We start from the raw sequence: 15,289 nt of genomic DNA, 5'->3' as shown, positions 1-15,289 counted from the left end.
TAAAATAACATTAAAAAAACGCTAATTTTGAATAAAACCGGCGGGCAAGGTGCCGGAGCGCTTGGGGAGAGGGAAAAAGCGGTGCAATCGTTAATGGGCAAGGTGCGCGGCGAGCTGCTGCCGCAGCTTGCCATTCGAAGCGTGAATCCGCGGGAGCCGGTCGAAGTGTTGTTCGTACCGAAGCCGTGGCGGCTCGTCGGGGCCGGCAATTACGCGGCGGTCGTTTTGCATCCGGAGGAGCCGGGCAAGGTCGTCAAGGTGTATGCCGAAGGGCGTCCGGGCTTGCAAGAGGAGATTGAGGTGTACCGCAGGCTTGGCCGGCATCCGGCTTTTTCCGAATGTTACGGCGCAGGAGAATCGTTTCTGGTGCTTCGCCGGCTGGCCGGGGTAACGATCTATGAATGTTTGCGGAAAGGGATACGCATACCCGAGACGGTGATTCGCGATATCGACGACGCCTTGGCTTATGCTCGCAGACGGGGGCTTCGGCCGCATGACGTTCACGGGAAAAATATTATGATGATGGATGGCCGCGGCGCCGTTGTGGATGTGTCCGATTTTTTGAAGGAAGAGCCCTGCATCATGTGGAGCGATTTTAAAAAGTCGTATTATGCGCTTTACAAGCCGCTGCTGCTGCTTGGATTGACTTTTCCGATACCGGACGGCTGGCTGAATATGCTGCGCAAAGGATATCGTCTGATACGGCGGCGCGAGTCTTGAGCGGTTACGAAAGAAGGAGGAACGCGGATGACTATTGAAAACGAACAGGATTGGGAAGGTTTGCGCCGGATCGGGCGCATTGTGGCGCAAGTGCGGGATACGATGCTGCGGCGGATCGAAGCGGGAATGACGACGAAACAGCTCGATGAGATTGGGGAGGCGCTGCTGCGGCAGTACGGCGCGAATCCTGCTCCCCGGAAGGAGTACGGTTTCCCCGGAACGACCTGTATTAGCGTCGGCGATGTCGCCGCGCACGGCATACCCGGAAGCAAAAAGCTTCGCCCGGGAGATATAGTGAATGTGGATGTATCCGCCGAGCTGGACGGCTACTATGCCGATACCGGCGCAACGATCGTCGTCGCGGGCGAAGCGGCAGACAGGGAGCTGAAGCTGAGGCTTGTGGCCAGCTCCAGCAAGGCGCTGGAGGCGGGTATGGCCGAGGCGAAAAGCGGGGCGAAACTGAATCGGATCGGCAGGGCGATCGAGCGGGAAGCCCGCGCAAGCGGCTTCCGGGTGATCCGCAATTTGGCCGGTCACGGCATCGGCCGAAAGCTCCATGAGGAGCCTGGCGACATTACGAATTTCGAGAACAAACGGGACGGACGGCTGCTCCGAAACGGCTCCGTGCTTGCAATCGAAACGTTTCTGTCGACGGGGGCGGAATATGTTGTCGAGGAAGAAGACGGATGGACGATTCGAACGCCGGACCGCAGTCTGGTTGCACAGTTTGAACACACGGTCGTCGTTACGAAGGAAGGGCCGGTCATATTGACCGTTTGACAAAGGGGAATGCCCGCGGATACAATATGTATCAGAGGGCATTTTTTTCTGCGACGGCATAACTGGAGAGAAACGAAGTTTGATGTCGGCCGCTGGAACAATAAGGCTCCTAAGACGGCTTTATCGTCTGAACTTCAGTGGGAGGACTGTACACTTATGCCCTATACGCCGGCGCATCCGATAACGGCCATTGCGCTCATCTGGATGTTCCCGAACCGCTTTAACAAAACCGGCCTCGTCATCGGCACGATGGCGCCCGATTTGCAAAACTTTATCGAGCTCCGCCCTGCGGATACCGGGTTCGGTCATTCGGCTCTGGGCATGCTGACGTACGGGCTGCCGGCTTCGATTGTGCTCGCTTTTGCTTTTCACCGCCTTGTCATGCCGGCGGCGGCGGTTTACTTGCCGAAGCCGCTGAACCGGATTGCGGCTAAATACTGGAAGCAGGGGTGGTCCGTGACGGGAGTTCGGTCATGGGCGGTTTTTCTGCTGTCGATTGCGCTCGGCATGTACAGCCATCTGTTTCTGGACGGATTCTCCCACAAGGGTGGGCTGATGTACCCGTTTGCAACGGCAACGGTCGAATGGATGATGCCGGGCGTCAAGTCGCCGGGTGGAGTCGTACAGTTCGTCCTGTCCATCGTCGGGATTGGAATCGAGCTGCTTCTGCTGCGAGTGTTCGTCTATCGCCGCAGAGAAGAGGCGGCTGTTTTGCCGGACGTCCGCTTTCGCACGAAAGCGCTGTTCTGGCTTTTGGTCGCCAGTGCTATCGTTCTGGTTACGCTGATCGGTATGTTGATGTACCGGCCGCACCATTTTCACCATTTTCGCTATATGTTTTATATTCTTCCTATCGCCCCGCTGACCGGGGCCGTGCTTGGAATCATTGCGGCATCGGCGCTTCATGCGTTGTTTTTTGAAAAATGGAATAAGCGCATGCATCTGTGAGGAGGGCCGGCGACTTCCTCTCAGGCGCAAGCTTTGGTTTTTTTCTTACATATATCGGTGAACACAGAGGAGCTGCTGCGGCAGGCTCCTTTTTTTGCGTTTTAAGGGCGCTTGACGGGCTTTACCTTCCATTTGATTAGGCAGCCGCAGTCTGCGGAGAAACGAGCACGCGGAAGTTGTTGAATTTGGACAAACCGACGCAATAAATCAATAAAATGTTTGTATTGACAAGATTATTTTCGTGATTAATAATCTAAATGAACGCAAATGAGCGAAAGTGAGCAATTTATTCAACCGATCAAACGGTTGTTCGCTGCAAAGGTTGCGAAACTCGATGGGAAGGGTGTGCCTCCTACATTGGAAGCGGAAACGACGACATATTCGATTGACTCCAGAAATTTCAGATTGCTACGGCCGCACGAATTAACCGAGGTGACGCTTGAGCGGACGGTCGGCGTCGGGGACGTTGTGGTGGAGCCGACGCTTGCGAGCATCTGCCATGCGGATTTAAGATATTATACGGGACAGCGGCGCCCGGAGGCGCTGGCGCGCAAGCTGCCGCTCACGCTCCTTCACGAAGGGATCGGCCGCGTCGTATCGAGTCGGGCGCCGGGAACCGCCGCAGGAGAGCGGGTCGTCATCGTCCCGAACATTCCCGGTTTTTTGCGCGACCGGACATCGCCCGAACAGTGTTGTCCGGCATGTGGCGGCGGGCTCGGGGAGCATTATTGCCACCAGGGCCGTTTTCTCGGCAGCAGCATGGACGGCATTGCCCAGCAGCGGCTCGTTCTTCCCGCGGAATGCGCGCTTCCGATCCCGGACGAGGTGCCGGATGAGATCGCCGTGCTGGCGGAGCTGTGTTCGGTTTCTCACCGCGCCGCTTCCCTCGTCCGCGACAAACTGGGCTCCGGAGCGAGCGTTGCCGTATTCGGCGACGGTCCGGTCGGGTATTTGACGGCCGCCATGCTGCATCATGTATTCGGGGTAGGGCGCGACCGTTTGCTCGTGTTCGGGGCGATTCCGGATAAGATCAGCCAATTCGATTTTGCGAGCCAGGCTTTGGTTCAGGAGTTCGATTTTGCGCATGCCGATCAAGTGGACATCGCGATCGAATGCACGGGCGGGCGGTTCAGCGAAAGCGCGGTGAATCAGGCGATCGATCTGCTGAAGCCGGGAGGCACCTTGGTGTTGATGGGCGTCACCGAGGAGCGGGTTCCGATCAATACGAGGGATGTGCTGGAAAAAGGCATTGCGATGCTCGGCAGCAGCCGCAGCTCCCGGTCCGATTTCGCCGAAGTGCTGCAGGCGATGAAGTCGCCCGATTGCCAGGAAACGCTGCGGCGTCTGCTGCCGGAGCGCATCACGCCGGTGCGGACGGCCCGCGACTACAAAGCCGCGCTTGAGGAAACGGCTGAGCACCGGGGATGGAAGAAGACGGTTCTGGAGTTCGAGTGGGAATTGGAGGAGGAGCACAGATGACCAAGCAAACCGATACCGTATATTGGCAGGCGCACCGCGGCGGCGGCGCTTATGAAGCGCCCGATAACACGATGGCCGCGAACCGGTACGCCTGGGAGCTCGGAGGCATTCCCGAAGCCGATATTCGCACGACCCGCGACGGCGTTATCGTCTGTCTGCACGACAGCACGCCTGCGCGAACGACGACCGCTCCCGAAGCCGTAAGCGGCCGAGCGATATCCGAATTCGACTATGCGGAAACGGCCGAATGGGATGCGGGCGTGAAGTTTGACGTGAGGTTTGCGGGAGAGCGAATCCCTTCGCTGGAGCAGTTGTTTGCGGAGATGCAGGGGAAACCGGAGCGGCTCGCTTATCTCGATCTGAAGCAGGTCGACTTGGCCGATCTCGGGGCGCTGATCGACCGATACGGCGTAAACGAGCAGTGTATATTCACCCACAACGTGCAGGCGAATTGCCGGCAAATGAAACAGATTGCCGCTGGCGTAAAGAGCATGCTGTGGATCGGCGGCAATCCGGAGCGCATCAAGCGGACGTATGCGGAGCAGGCGCGGGACCTCGGATTTGACGGGCTCGATCAGGTGCAGTTTCATCTTCATGACAACTCGGACGGAGATTGGCCGTACGCGGTCGACCGGGAATTTCTGGAGCAGGCGCTTGCCGAGACGCGCGCCGCCGGCGTCGATCTGGAGGTGCTGCCGTTTCGCGTCGACGAGCATGCCATTCATCTGCTGCTCGATCTCGGCATTCGCTGGTTCGCCACCGATGAGCCTGCGCGTTTTCTAAGCTGCGTCCGGTCATGGCAGTCCTTGAAATAACCGGCGCTGTTTGCACAGCCAAGCCGGCTGGTACATAGTTGTTGCATCCTTGGCCCCGGGCCGGAGCAGAATGTCTGCTTCCGACCGGGGCCATCTTGTTCTTTCCGAGAGTTTTGCGCTTGTTTGCGCATATTTGCTCGAAATATTAAGCCTTGCGCTTCGCGTTCATAGCGTCTGTGCCGATATCGATCCTGCGTGCGCATTCGGGTCCTTCGTTATTCACATTGCCTACGATTGCGGACACTGGATACGCCTGCATCGCTTCGGCCGGATACGGCTTCAGCATGTCCTGGAGCAGACGAACGTCGCGTACGCCGCGATCGAGCCAAACGGACTCGTGCTCCGGCCGCAAAATGACCGGCATCCGGTCGTGAATGTCCGTCATCAGCTCGTTCGGGGACGTCGTAACGATCGTGCACGTGCTGACTTTGCGGCCGTCCGGCGCCAGCCAGATGTCGTACAGGCCGGCAAGCGCGAACGGCGCTTCGTCCCGGAGCGTAATCCGCATCGGCTGCTTGCCCGTGCCGCCTTCTTTCTTTTTCCACTCGTAAAATCCGTCCGCAGGAATGAGGCAGCGTTTCCGCTCGAGCGGCTGCCGGTAGGCGGGCTTCTCCGCAATGGTCTCGGCCCGCGCATTGATCATCCTGGAAGCCCCGGATTCATCCTTCGCCCACGAAGGAACGAGTCCCCATTTCAAGTCGCCAATCCGGTTGTGCCGGCCGTCGTTAATAATGGCGGGGACGAGCTGCCCCGGCGCGATGTTGTACCGGGGACGATGATACAGTGTAAATTCGCCGTCGATATGGAAGCGGAGCAGAAGCTCCTCCAGTGAAATCGTAATCGTATATCTGCCGCACATGGATAGGTCCCTCCTGTATCAGCTTCATTGTACGCTTTTCCCGCGCGCACTTCCACAGGTCGCGTCTCCCGCAGCTCATCCTTTGTAATAAAACCGGACAGCAAAATTTTTCCTCTTGAAATAGGAATGTATGTTCGCTTATTGTATATACTAAAGGGAACGAATGTTCTTATTCGGGAGAGGATGTTAATGGTCTCGGGAAGGCGAACGGGATGAGGCAAACGCCTGTGGAAACGGAAGAGGAATTGCAGTGGGTGATGGACTATATGCTGCTGCCGGTTGTGCTGGACGTGCTGGAGCGGGATATACGCGCGATGGATACGATGAAGCTGAAGATGCCCCTCATCTACATCAGAAGCTTGCGGCGGCTGCAGGATCGGGCCACCTCGGACATGGCGGTGCTGCGCGGCAAGCTGAAAAGCCGTGGCATCCGGGTATACGAGCAGCGCCGGACGGAGGAGCGTCTCGAAGCGGATTTCCTGTGCCGCAGCTACCATCGCAAATGCTCGATGCTGTGGGGGCTGGTGAAATCGGAAGTGGAGCGGAAGCTTGTTTCGTATTTGGAGCTGAATTTGGCCGAATAACGTCGTAGGGTACGGGGGAACAAGATCGGAGGAGACAAGCATGGGCAAAAAGCTGGAAGAAAACGGTCTGTTTGAATCGTCGCGGATGATGCTGCCGGAGCATAGGAAGCAATTCGTGAACAGGCCCAAAGATGCCGGGCGCAGAAAGCGGCCGGCGCTTGACGATCAGACGCTGGAGCAGTTTGCGCTGCTGCTGCTGGAATCGATGGAAGAGCGGAGCGAGGTGACCGTGAGCGTGTTTGACCCGGATCGGGACGATACCATCCGGGGGAGAGTCGTCAACATCGATTTTACGCTCCGGCGGATCAAACTGTCGAGCGAGACAGAGACGGTATCGGTCCGGTTTGCCGATATCGTGAACGTGATGCGGGTGTGAAGCGCTTCGAGTTCGCATCGGCATTACTTGGTAAGCCTTCCGGTGCATGCATCGCCGGTTTTGCCGACACGTTGACCATCAAGCTCAGCTTGATGGTTTTTGCATTTTTTTGGAGGCACCAAACTATTTTGGCCGCTCGTGCGTCTTAGCTGTGTAAAGCGAACGAAGTGATTGATACGCGCGTATCAAAGGGGATTTTCCACATGAATAAAAACATGGAAAAGTTGCTGATTCAGTGTATTACCGAACATAAAGAGAACGTATACCGACTTGCCTACAGCTATGTGAAGAATGCTGAGGATGCGCTTGATATAGTACAGGACGCCATTCAAAAAGCCTTTACCTCTGCAAGCGGCTTGAAATCGGAGAGTACGATGAAGAGTTGGTTTTACCGGATTGTCATCAACACTTCACTCGATTTTCTCCGAAAGCATAAGCGGGTCCGGCCAGTCGATGATGTAACGCTGGAATTACATGGTCCGATTGTAGAAGATGTTTATCAAAATGTGGATTTGGAGCAGGCGATGGAGGAGCTGCCAACGGCATACCGGACGGTCATCGTACTTCGATATTTTGAAGACCTCAAAATTGAAGAAATGGCAGAAGTTCTGAATGAAAATGTGAACACCGTTAAAACGCGATTATATCAAGCGCTGAACAAGCTGCGCGTCAAAATGAAAGATGACTCCCCGCAGGAGGTGAGGTAGATGGATAACCAATTCGAGCGATTAAAGCGGCAATACAAGGATATCCCGATTCCAGATCAATTGGATTTCCTAGTGAATCAGTCGATCAGGCAAGCGATCAAGCCGAGAAGAAGAAAAGTGGCTGGCATGAGATGGTTTGCAGGAACTGCCGCTGCCGTCGTTATATTCATCGCTGGGATTAATACGAGCCCGAATTTTGCCCAAGCCATGTCGGAGGTGCCGGTTATCGGCCAGCTAGTCAAAGTGCTCACGATTAAAGAATGGAAGGTTGAACAACCGACTGCCAAAGCCACGCTGCAAGTTCCCTCCATCACGAATATGGACAATAAATCGCTGGAAGCTGCATTAAACGACAAATACATGGAGGAAGCCAAGAAGCTGTACGAGGACTTCACCGCAGAGATGGAGCGGTTAAAGCAAAACGGCGGAGGGCAGTTGGGAGTTAACAGCGGGTATGTAGTAAAAACGGATAATGATCAAGTTCTTGCCATCGGCAGATATGTGGTCAATACGGTGAATTCGTCTTCTACTACGTTTCAATACGATACCATCGATAAGAACAATCAACTGCTGATCACCCTGCCAAGCCTCTTTAAAGACGATCGATACATCAGTATTATCAGCGACAATATTAAGATGCAGATGAAGCAGCAGATGAAGGATGATCCCAAGAAGTCCTACTGGGTTGAAGGGGTGCCGAATCAAGTCAATACCTATTTTAAAGCGATAGCACAGGATCAAAACTTTTATATTGGTGACGACGGTAAACTGGTGATCTCCTTCAACAAGTACGACGTAGCCCCCGGTTATATGGGTGTTGTCGAGTTTGTGATCCCGACCGAGGCGCTTGCGGATGTGCTGGTCAGCCATGCTTACCTGAAATAAAACACAAATAAATTTGGAGGTAACGGATATGAACAAGAAAACGATGATTGCTGCCGGAGTTCTGACTACGTTTGTACTAGGAGTGGGGGCCGGCGTATTTGCCGACAGCTCGCTTACCGAAATCAGAGCCTATCTGGATCCGGCGGCGCGCGTGAACGTACAAGGCAAAGCAGTTGCCCTGAAGGATGAGCAAGGCAACGAAGTTACGCCTCTGAAATACGACAATTCCCTCTATTTCCCGATACGCGGTGTTGCTCAAAGTCTGGGGTACGAGGTGTACTGGGATGATAAAAGTCATTCGGTGCTAATCGGCGAACAGAAGAGCGACTACCTGACGTTCCGGGAGAATGAGAAATTGATCTTGGACAAATACGGCTACACGCTGCGGCTTCCTTCCTCGCTGGGAGGAAAAGTGCGTCCGACCGTTTGGCCTGCGGAGGCTGTCGAGAACGGCATTCGATCGGGCAAGCTGTCCCAGCATACAGTCAGCGCCGCCGATGTGCTGTATCTCCCGCAGAATCCAACGTCGCCAGCGAGCTTAATGGCTACTATTGAGGTGATCCGCCAAACGGATTGGGCCAAAGATCAGCATGATGACAAGGATCAGGTGCTGGGTTCGAAGGGGGATTACGTGTATATTTTGCACGGCGTAAGCCAAAATCCATTTGACGCTTCGAGCGGCGATTTCCCGATCTATCAGCAAATTGCCGATCAGCTGGAGCAAAGCCAATATGGCTTGACCCTGCTCCCGGCCATTCATGCGGATGAAGCGGTCGTCTCCCAACTGATCGGAAAATGGACGGAATCCAGGAAAGGTACACTGATGGAGCTGACCGCCGATGGCGTGCTGTATCGTGCCGGCGTTGCAGTTGGAAACTACTTGATCCTGGACTCCTCGCATATCAAGATCGTATCCGACGGACAAATCAATACGGTCACCTATCAAGTGGATGGCGACTCGCTGACCATGGCCGAGCAATCGTTCAAGAAAATGAATTAGTGCGGTTCTAATCGAAGCGGTAAAGTGACGTCCGATCGCGCGATCGCATCGCGCAAATCCGCATAGGCGTCCGCAAGCCAGGGATGAACCACTTTAAGCGTCTCTTTCCGCTCCCACAAATAGCCGATGTAGGCCATTGCGCCGTGCTCCAGCGAAAGCTCGAGCCGCGCGTTTAATTCGGACAAGTACGGCGGCGTTCCGGCCTGGTCCCACGCGATTTTATCGGCGACGAAGACGACCCGGTCGAGCAGCGTGGAAGGGGCCTTTAGCGTCGTATGGCAGCCGATGGCATCCAGCACGTCCTGATCGTCGACACCGAACAGATGCCGGGCCACTTCGACCGACAGCTTCTGGTGAACGATCATCGGAAACGTCTCTTCCTCCGGCAGCACATCGACGCCAAGCTCCCGGGCTACGCGAATCCGGTCCTGTGACGGGTATATTGCGCTGATGTCGTGCAGCCAGCCGGCCGCCTCGGCTTTCGCCGGATCGGCGCCGAAACGGATCGCCAGGGAGCGAGCCTCGGCGCCAACCGCGATGCTGTGCTCCGCCGTTTTCGGACATCCGCGCTGTTCGAGAAAGTGCCGAACGTCCAGCGCCAGGTCCCCGCTCGGCCGGAACGAAGCTTCGCTAGCAAAGAATGGATGCATAATCTCGTCATCTCCTTTTCGAAACCATATCTGGTAAGGCTATCCTAGCACAGATTGCGGGCTTTCTAAAGAGCGGCGGGGAGCGGCGAAAATCTCTTTACTCCGGCAGCCTTTGCTCCTATAGTAGAAGATGCGCGCCGATAGGACGGCACGCCAAACTGCGTAAGATTTGCTGCCGAAGGTTGGGGAATCGCTGAGTGGTTACGACTGTTCTAGCCATTATTTTGTTTCTTATTACGATGACGTTTATCATCTGGCAGCCGAAGAAACTAGGTATCGGCTGGTCCGCGTCGGGCGGAGCGCTGCTTGCTTTAATGCTCGGCGTTGTCGGCTGGCACGACGTGGCAACGGTAGCGGGTATCGTATGGAATGCGACGCTGACGTTCGTCGCCCTGATCGTCATCTCCGTCATTTTGGACGAGATCGGCTTTTTCGAATGGGCCGCGCTGCATATGGTCCGGCTCGCCGGCGGCAACGGCCGGACGATGTTCGTGTACATCATTTTGCTCGGGGCGGTCGTATCGGCCTTCTTCGCCAACGACGGGGCGGCGCTCATCCTGACGCCGATCGTGCTGGCCAAAGTGAGGGCGCTGAAGCTCGGCGAAGCGAAGCTGCTGCCGTTCGTCATGGCGAGCGGCTTTATTGCCGACACGACGTCGCTGCCTTTCATTATCAGCAACTTGACGAACATCGTCTCGGCGGACTACTTCGGCATCGGCTTTGTGGAGTATGCGTCGCGGATGCTCGTCGTCAACCTGTTCTCGCTGGGTGCAAGCGTCGGGGTGCTGTACCTCGTGTTTCGCAAAAGCGTTCCCGAACGATACGACATGTCGGGCCTCAAGCGGCCGGACGAAGCGGTCCGCGACAAGAGGCTGTTCCGCCTCTCGTGGATCATACTCGGTATCCTGCTTACGGCCTACTTGCTGAGCGAATGGCTTGTCGTGCCGGTATCGTTCATCGCCGGAGCGGTGGCGATCCTGTTTTTGCTCGCGGCCCGCGGCAGCCCGGTCGTCCAGGCGAAAAAAGTGATTGTGGAGGCCCCATGGTCGATCGTCATTTTTTCGATCGGCATGTATGTCGTTGTGTACGGCCTCCGCAACGCGGGACTGACGGATTTGCTCGGAGCCGCTCTGGAGCATCTCGCCGCCTCCGGGCTATTCGCGGCAACGATGGGCATGGGGGCGATCGCGGCCGTTCTCTCGTCCGTCATGAACAATCTGCCGACGGTCATGATCGGGGCGCTGGCGATCGACGAAACGACGACCGAGGGTATCTTGCGCGAAGCGCTCATCTATGCGAACATCGTCGGCACCGACCTGGGCCCGAAAATGACGCCGATCGGCTCGCTCGCGACGCTGCTTTGGCTGCATATTTTGTCCCGCAAAGGCGTGCGCATTACATGGGGCTACTATTTCAAAATCGGCGTGCTGCTGACGATACCGACGCTTCTCGTCACTTTGGGCGGCCTGTACGTTTGGCTCAGGCTGCTGTACGGACAATAAACGGCAGATAGTAGAAGCTAGGCAGGCGGTTATCCCGGGGATGGCCGCCTTTTTTTCGTCCCAGGCAGGCAATAGGCGGGAGGGAGTAGAAGTATATGGTATATACTCGGGAGGTGACCCCATTGCTGGATCCGTTTACCAAAAAAAGAGTCGAGAAAATCATGAGCGAGTACGTAGAACAAAAAGTGCCTAAACAGGTAAGAGACCAAGTGAAATTAAACTATAAATTTCGCGGCGATCATGTAACGCTGTTCCAGGAGAGACCTGCCTTCAAGAGCGACCAGTGGGTGCAATTGGAAGTTGCCCAGTTTCGGATGGAGCAAAACAGGTGGAGCGTTCATTGGAAAGACAGTAAAGGGAAGTGGCATTTCGTCGAAGATATCGTTCCGGACGAAAATTTCGAGAAGCAGCTGAAGATCGTCGATGAAGATCAGAGAGGCTTATTCTGGAGCTAAGCGGTAAGGAATGAACGCATTGTTGCAAAGAAAGGGTGATCTCGTGGAGCGGAAGCTGATTAAAGCCGGCGTATACAGTTTCATTATCGGTCTGTTAATCGGCGTCGTGCTGTTTCCCGATAAAGAAACGATTAAATTCGCTTCGGGCGTTAAGGAAATTACATACGAGCCGATGCGGGTTTACCTGATGAAGCTGATCCGGTTTTCGGCCCTGCTGTCCCTGTTCGCCATAGCGGGGGGTTGGTTGAAAGAGCGATTCGTCCTCACGAACGGGAAAACCGGGTTCGTCCAGTTTATACGAGGCTGGGTCCTGTCGTTTGTGCTGGTGCTGGCGGTTATCCTGCTGGCTTCGCTTTTTGTTGGCGTTTTCCGTTAAAAAGCCGACCGGAGAGGGCAAGATCGTAGCAACCGTTCAAATGGAGGGGGATTTTCCTGTCCGTTTGGATGGTTTTTTTTGATCCGTTATCCTCTATCATAGGGCTACGTCGTTTGGACGTTTGCACATATAACGCTGACAGGGAGTGGTAATGGGATGCAAAAACGATACGTGACCGTGGCCGCCGTCCAATCGGCGCCCCTTTTGTTCGATAAGCGATCCGCGATGGACAAGATTGATAGCATGACGAGAGAGGCGGCGGCGCAAGGGGCCGAGCTGATTGTGTTTCCCGAAGTGTTCGTGCCGGGTTATCCGCGGGGGTTAAGCTTCGGCACGCGGGTCGGCAGCCGCAATGCCGGCGGCAGACAGGACTGGGAGCGTTACTGGGCGGGAGCCATCGAGATTCCCGGAGCGGAGACGGAGCTTTGGGGCGAATTGGCGAAGGAACTGGGCATTTATCTGGTTATCGGGGTTGTGGAGCGCGATCAGGCATACAGCGGCGGCACGCTGTACAACTCCGTCGTTTATATCGGACCGGACGGCCGGCTGCTCGGCAAGCACCGCAAGCTTGTGCCGACCGGATCGGAACGCCTCTTGTGGGGCCAAGGAGACGGCAGTACACTGACGGTCGTCGACACCCCGTTCGGAAGAATCGGCGGTCTCATCTGCTGGGAAAACTACATGCCGCTCGCAAGGATGGCCATGTATGCGCAAGGGATCGACATTTATATAGCGCCGACCGCCGATGCGCGCGATACGTGGCAGTCGACTTTGCGCCATATCGCCTGCGAAGGGCGCTGCTTCGTCATTTCCTGCAATCAATTCGCGACCAAAGAAACGTATCCTGCCGATTTGGCCGGTTATGCTGACATCCGGGAGGACGAGGATGTGCTGTGCCGCGGGGGGAGCGCCATCGTAGGGCCGCTCGGCGACTATATCGCCGAACCGCTCTATCATAAGGAAGGTATTCTGGTAGCGACGCTCGATTTGTCCGAGGTCGTTCGCAGCCGATTCGACTTTGACGTAACGGGCCATTACAGCAGGCCGGATCTGTTTCAGCTGATTGTCAATGACAAGAGCCAGCAGATCATCACAACGACTGCGAAAATCGGCAATTGATCCTGCAAACGAGGGGGGCCGCTAGCGTTAGTCCAGAACGGCCCGCAGCGCGGCGGCGAATTTGGCGATGCCGGTAACGATGTCTTCCGCTTTGGCTCTGGCAAACGTAAATCTTACATAACCGGAATCCGAACCGTACACGCTGCCGGGCGCGAAAATGACTCCGCGGCGGATCGCCTCTTCCAGCAGCTTATGATCGTTTACTTCCGGTATAATTTTGCACCACAGATGCAGGCCGCCCTGAGGAACCGCGAAGCTGACCAGATTCGGCAGTTCTTTCTCCAGCGCCTCGATAAGCAAGTCCCGCTTAAATAGCAGCTGCATTCGCAGCCGTTCCAGGTGAGGCTGGAAATAAGCCGATCCCAAAAACTCGGCGGCTACCTTCTGCGGTACGACGCTGAGCCCGAAATCCATCTGCTGCCTGGCGTCGGCCAGCCGCTCGACAACGGAATGGGGAGCGACCATCCAGCCGACTCGCAGCCCGGATGCGGCCATCTTGGAGAAGGAGCCGATGTACAGGACGGAGCCGACCGAATCGATTGACTTGAGCGGCGGCGGCGGATTGCCGTCATAGGCCGTCAGGCTGAACGGATCGTCCTCCACGATCGGGAGACCAAGCTCGCTGGCGACGTCCAGCAGTTCCGCCCGGCGTTTTTCGTCGAGCACGACGCCTGTAGGATTTTGATAATTCGGATTCAGGAACACCATCTTGATGCGGTGTTTTTTGTACAGCGCGCGGACGTCGTCGGGGTGGACCCCTTTGCGGTCGACAGGGAGGCGGAACAGCCGCAGCCCGGCGGATTGAAACATCGGCAGCGAATAACAGTAGGACGGGTCCTCGATGGCAACCGCATCCCCGGGTGTGAGCAGACACTGCGTAATTAAATAAAGCGACTGCTGGGAGCCGGAAGTAATCAGGATCGACGACCCGGTCGTTTGAATGTCCCGGTACTTGCTCAAATAGGAGACAAGCGTTTCCCGCAGCGGGACGAAACCTTGCGGATTGTCGTACCCCAAGTATTCTATATATGGGTTTTCGGCGATCAGGGCGCCGATTTCCTTCGCCGGAGACAGGTCCGCGCCCAGCTCGCCGCTGGCAAAATCGATCAAGCCGCTGTTTTGCTGGAGCGCTTCCCGGATACGCCGCAGAAAAGGCAGATTAGGCAGAAACGTTCCGCCCTCCACATATCGGTGCCAATTGGGCGTATGCTTCGGCGTAACGCCCCATTTATACTGGCTGACCCGGGTACCGCTTCCGGTCCGGCTCTCGATAATGCCCAGCGCGCGAAGCTCCGCGTAGGCGAGTATGACCGTGCTTCGGTTCACCCCAAGCTGCTCGGCCAGCTTTCGCTCGGAGGGCAACTGCGTACCGGGCGGAAATTCGCCGTACGAAATACGTCTTTCGAAATCGTCTGCGATTTGCTGATATAAGGGCTGGTTGCTTAAACGATCAGGCTGCCACATGAGATAGATTCCCTCTTCAACGGCTGATTTTTGGACATGAAGCAATAGGACACGATTATTATTTTCCATCATACCATTTGTACTGTGCTGCGAATAGAATGCGGGCTTTTTTGATTCTGAGCCTTCATCCGAGTCTGAGTACAGAAAAAAGAACTGTCGCAAGGGCAGTCCAAAGAACAAGCTTTCCGTTGGATATCGACCCATATATTCCTGCACGCACTCCGCCCGTCATGCAAAGGATAAGCTGTTTTTTTCACCGGGTACGATTCGCTCCTTTACAGCTGAAACATAATAGAACGACATTTTTTCATAAGACGGATTGTCAAGCTAAGTGCGACAATTCGTCCATGAATGCTTCGTGAGCTGATTTCCAGCCGAGACATTTACGAGGGCGAAGGTTGATAAGACGAAGAGCTGTCGCCAACTCCTCATCCGACACCATGGCGAAATCGTGCCCCTTGGGGAAGAACTCCCGCAGCAGACCATTGGCGTTCTCATTGGAGCCACGCTGCCATGATGAATACGGATCAGCGAAATACACCTGGATGTCATGGATGTTCTCTAATGCCG

General features: G+C 55.6%; 18 protein-coding genes. 14 read left to right on the top strand and 4 right to left on the bottom strand.

Translation table 11 applies throughout. From position 1 onward, the window contains the following. Positions 1–27: 27 nt before the first annotated feature. The 5 genes from D7M11_RS28285 to D7M11_RS28265 all read left to right on the top strand — a co-directional run bounded on the left by D7M11_RS28285 (position 28) and on the right by D7M11_RS28265 (position 4,742). A complete protein-coding gene (locus D7M11_RS28285) occupies positions 28–720 on the top strand; it encodes a serine/threonine-protein kinase (RefSeq protein ID WP_338042518.1) in 693 nt (230 codons plus the stop codon). 27 nt (positions 721–747) lie between these two features. Next, entirely contained in the window at positions 748–1,500 is a 753-nt protein-coding gene (map, locus tag D7M11_RS28280) for a type I methionyl aminopeptidase (protein ID WP_120750631.1), read from the top strand. Between the two features lie 156 nt (positions 1,501–1,656). Further along, positions 1,657–2,448 carry a DUF4184 family protein gene (locus tag D7M11_RS28275; protein ID WP_158606875.1) on the top strand — a complete coding sequence of 264 codons (792 nt, stop codon included), beginning with the start codon at positions 1,657–1,659 and terminating at the stop codon, positions 2,446–2,448. A 405-nt stretch (positions 2,449–2,853) separates the two neighbouring features. After that, positions 2,854–3,927 carry a zinc-binding dehydrogenase gene (locus tag D7M11_RS28270; RefSeq protein WP_240041346.1) on the top strand — a complete coding sequence of 358 codons (1,074 nt, stop codon included), beginning with the start codon at positions 2,854–2,856 and terminating at the stop codon, positions 3,925–3,927. After that, entirely contained in the window at positions 3,924–4,742 is an 819-nt protein-coding gene (locus D7M11_RS28265) for a glycerophosphodiester phosphodiesterase (RefSeq protein ID WP_120750628.1), read from the top strand. The genes D7M11_RS28270 and D7M11_RS28265 overlap by 4 nt, the downstream gene beginning before the upstream one ends. A gap of 145 nt (positions 4,743–4,887) precedes the next feature. Here D7M11_RS28265 and D7M11_RS28260 read toward each other — a convergent pair whose 3' ends face one another. Beyond that, positions 4,888–5,601: an SOS response-associated peptidase gene (locus D7M11_RS28260; RefSeq protein ID WP_120750627.1), complete on the bottom strand. Its 714-nt coding sequence runs from the start codon at positions 5,599–5,601 to the stop codon at positions 4,888–4,890. Between the two features lie 212 nt (positions 5,602–5,813). On the opposite strand from D7M11_RS28260, the gene D7M11_RS28255 reads away from it, so the two are divergent. From D7M11_RS28255 to D7M11_RS28235, 5 genes are all read left to right on the top strand, one after another. After that, positions 5,814–6,185 (top strand): YhjD family protein, encoded by a 372-nt coding sequence (locus D7M11_RS28255; protein WP_120750626.1) that lies wholly within the window; start codon positions 5,814–5,816, stop codon positions 6,183–6,185. 40 nt (positions 6,186–6,225) lie between these two features. Beyond that, complete coding sequence (locus D7M11_RS28250; protein ID WP_120750625.1) at positions 6,226–6,561, top strand: YolD-like family protein; 336 nt, start codon at positions 6,226–6,228, stop codon at positions 6,559–6,561. 203 nt (positions 6,562–6,764) lie between these two features. After that, on the top strand, positions 6,765–7,268 hold the full coding sequence (locus tag D7M11_RS28245; protein WP_120750624.1) for an RNA polymerase sigma factor: 504 nt from the start codon (positions 6,765–6,767) through the stop codon (positions 7,266–7,268). Continuing rightward, positions 7,269–8,153 carry an anti-sigma-V factor RsiV gene (gene rsiV / locus D7M11_RS28240; RefSeq protein ID WP_120750623.1) on the top strand — a complete coding sequence of 295 codons (885 nt, stop codon included), beginning with the start codon at positions 7,269–7,271 and terminating at the stop codon, positions 8,151–8,153. Positions 8,154–8,181: 28 nt separating this feature from the next. Then, positions 8,182–9,153: a stalk domain-containing protein gene (locus D7M11_RS28235; protein WP_120750622.1), complete on the top strand. Its 972-nt coding sequence runs from the start codon at positions 8,182–8,184 to the stop codon at positions 9,151–9,153. Here the strand turns inward: D7M11_RS28235 and yqeK are convergent. Next, positions 9,150–9,803: a bis(5'-nucleosyl)-tetraphosphatase (symmetrical) YqeK gene (gene yqeK / locus D7M11_RS28230; RefSeq protein WP_120750621.1), complete on the bottom strand. Its 654-nt coding sequence runs from the start codon at positions 9,801–9,803 to the stop codon at positions 9,150–9,152. The two genes, D7M11_RS28235 and yqeK, sit on opposite strands and share 4 nt — an antisense overlap. Positions 9,804–10,000: 197 nt before the next feature. Here yqeK and D7M11_RS28225 point away from each other — a divergent pair, with 197 nt between their 5' ends. From D7M11_RS28225 to D7M11_RS28210, 4 genes are all read left to right on the top strand, one after another. After that, the gene (locus D7M11_RS28225; RefSeq protein ID WP_120750620.1) at positions 10,001–11,305 is read left to right on the top strand and encodes an arsenic transporter; all 1,305 of its coding nucleotides are present in this window, start codon (positions 10,001–10,003) and stop codon (positions 11,303–11,305) included. Between the two features lie 113 nt (positions 11,306–11,418). After that, a complete protein-coding gene (locus D7M11_RS28220; RefSeq protein WP_240041348.1) occupies positions 11,419–11,760 on the top strand; it encodes a DUF3024 domain-containing protein in 342 nt (113 codons plus the stop codon). A 10-nt stretch (positions 11,761–11,770) separates the two neighbouring features. Further along, positions 11,771–12,136 carry a hypothetical protein gene (locus D7M11_RS28215; RefSeq protein ID WP_120750618.1) on the top strand — a complete coding sequence of 122 codons (366 nt, stop codon included), beginning with the start codon at positions 11,771–11,773 and terminating at the stop codon, positions 12,134–12,136. 156 nt (positions 12,137–12,292) lie between these two features. Next, the gene (locus D7M11_RS28210) at positions 12,293–13,255 is read left to right on the top strand and encodes a carbon-nitrogen hydrolase family protein (RefSeq protein ID WP_120750617.1); all 963 of its coding nucleotides are present in this window, start codon (positions 12,293–12,295) and stop codon (positions 13,253–13,255) included. A gap of 27 nt (positions 13,256–13,282) precedes the next feature. On the opposite strand, the gene pdxR is transcribed toward D7M11_RS28210, so the two are convergent. After that, complete coding sequence (pdxR, locus tag D7M11_RS28205) at positions 13,283–14,719, bottom strand: MocR-like pyridoxine biosynthesis transcription factor PdxR (RefSeq protein WP_120750616.1); 1,437 nt, start codon at positions 14,717–14,719, stop codon at positions 13,283–13,285. A 322-nt stretch (positions 14,720–15,041) separates the two neighbouring features. Further along, a partial coding sequence (locus tag D7M11_RS28200) for an IS30 family transposase (protein WP_120750615.1) occupies positions 15,042–15,289 on the bottom strand: 248 nt, incomplete at its 5' end.

The sequence above is a fragment of the Paenibacillus ginsengarvi genome, assembly GCF_003626695.1.
In the GTDB taxonomy this organism is placed as follows: domain Bacteria; phylum Bacillota; class Bacilli; order Paenibacillales; family NBRC-103111; genus Paenibacillus_AB; species Paenibacillus_AB ginsengarvi.
Note: the sequence above shows the minus strand (reverse complement) of the source record. Positions and strands in the feature narration are given on the sequence as shown.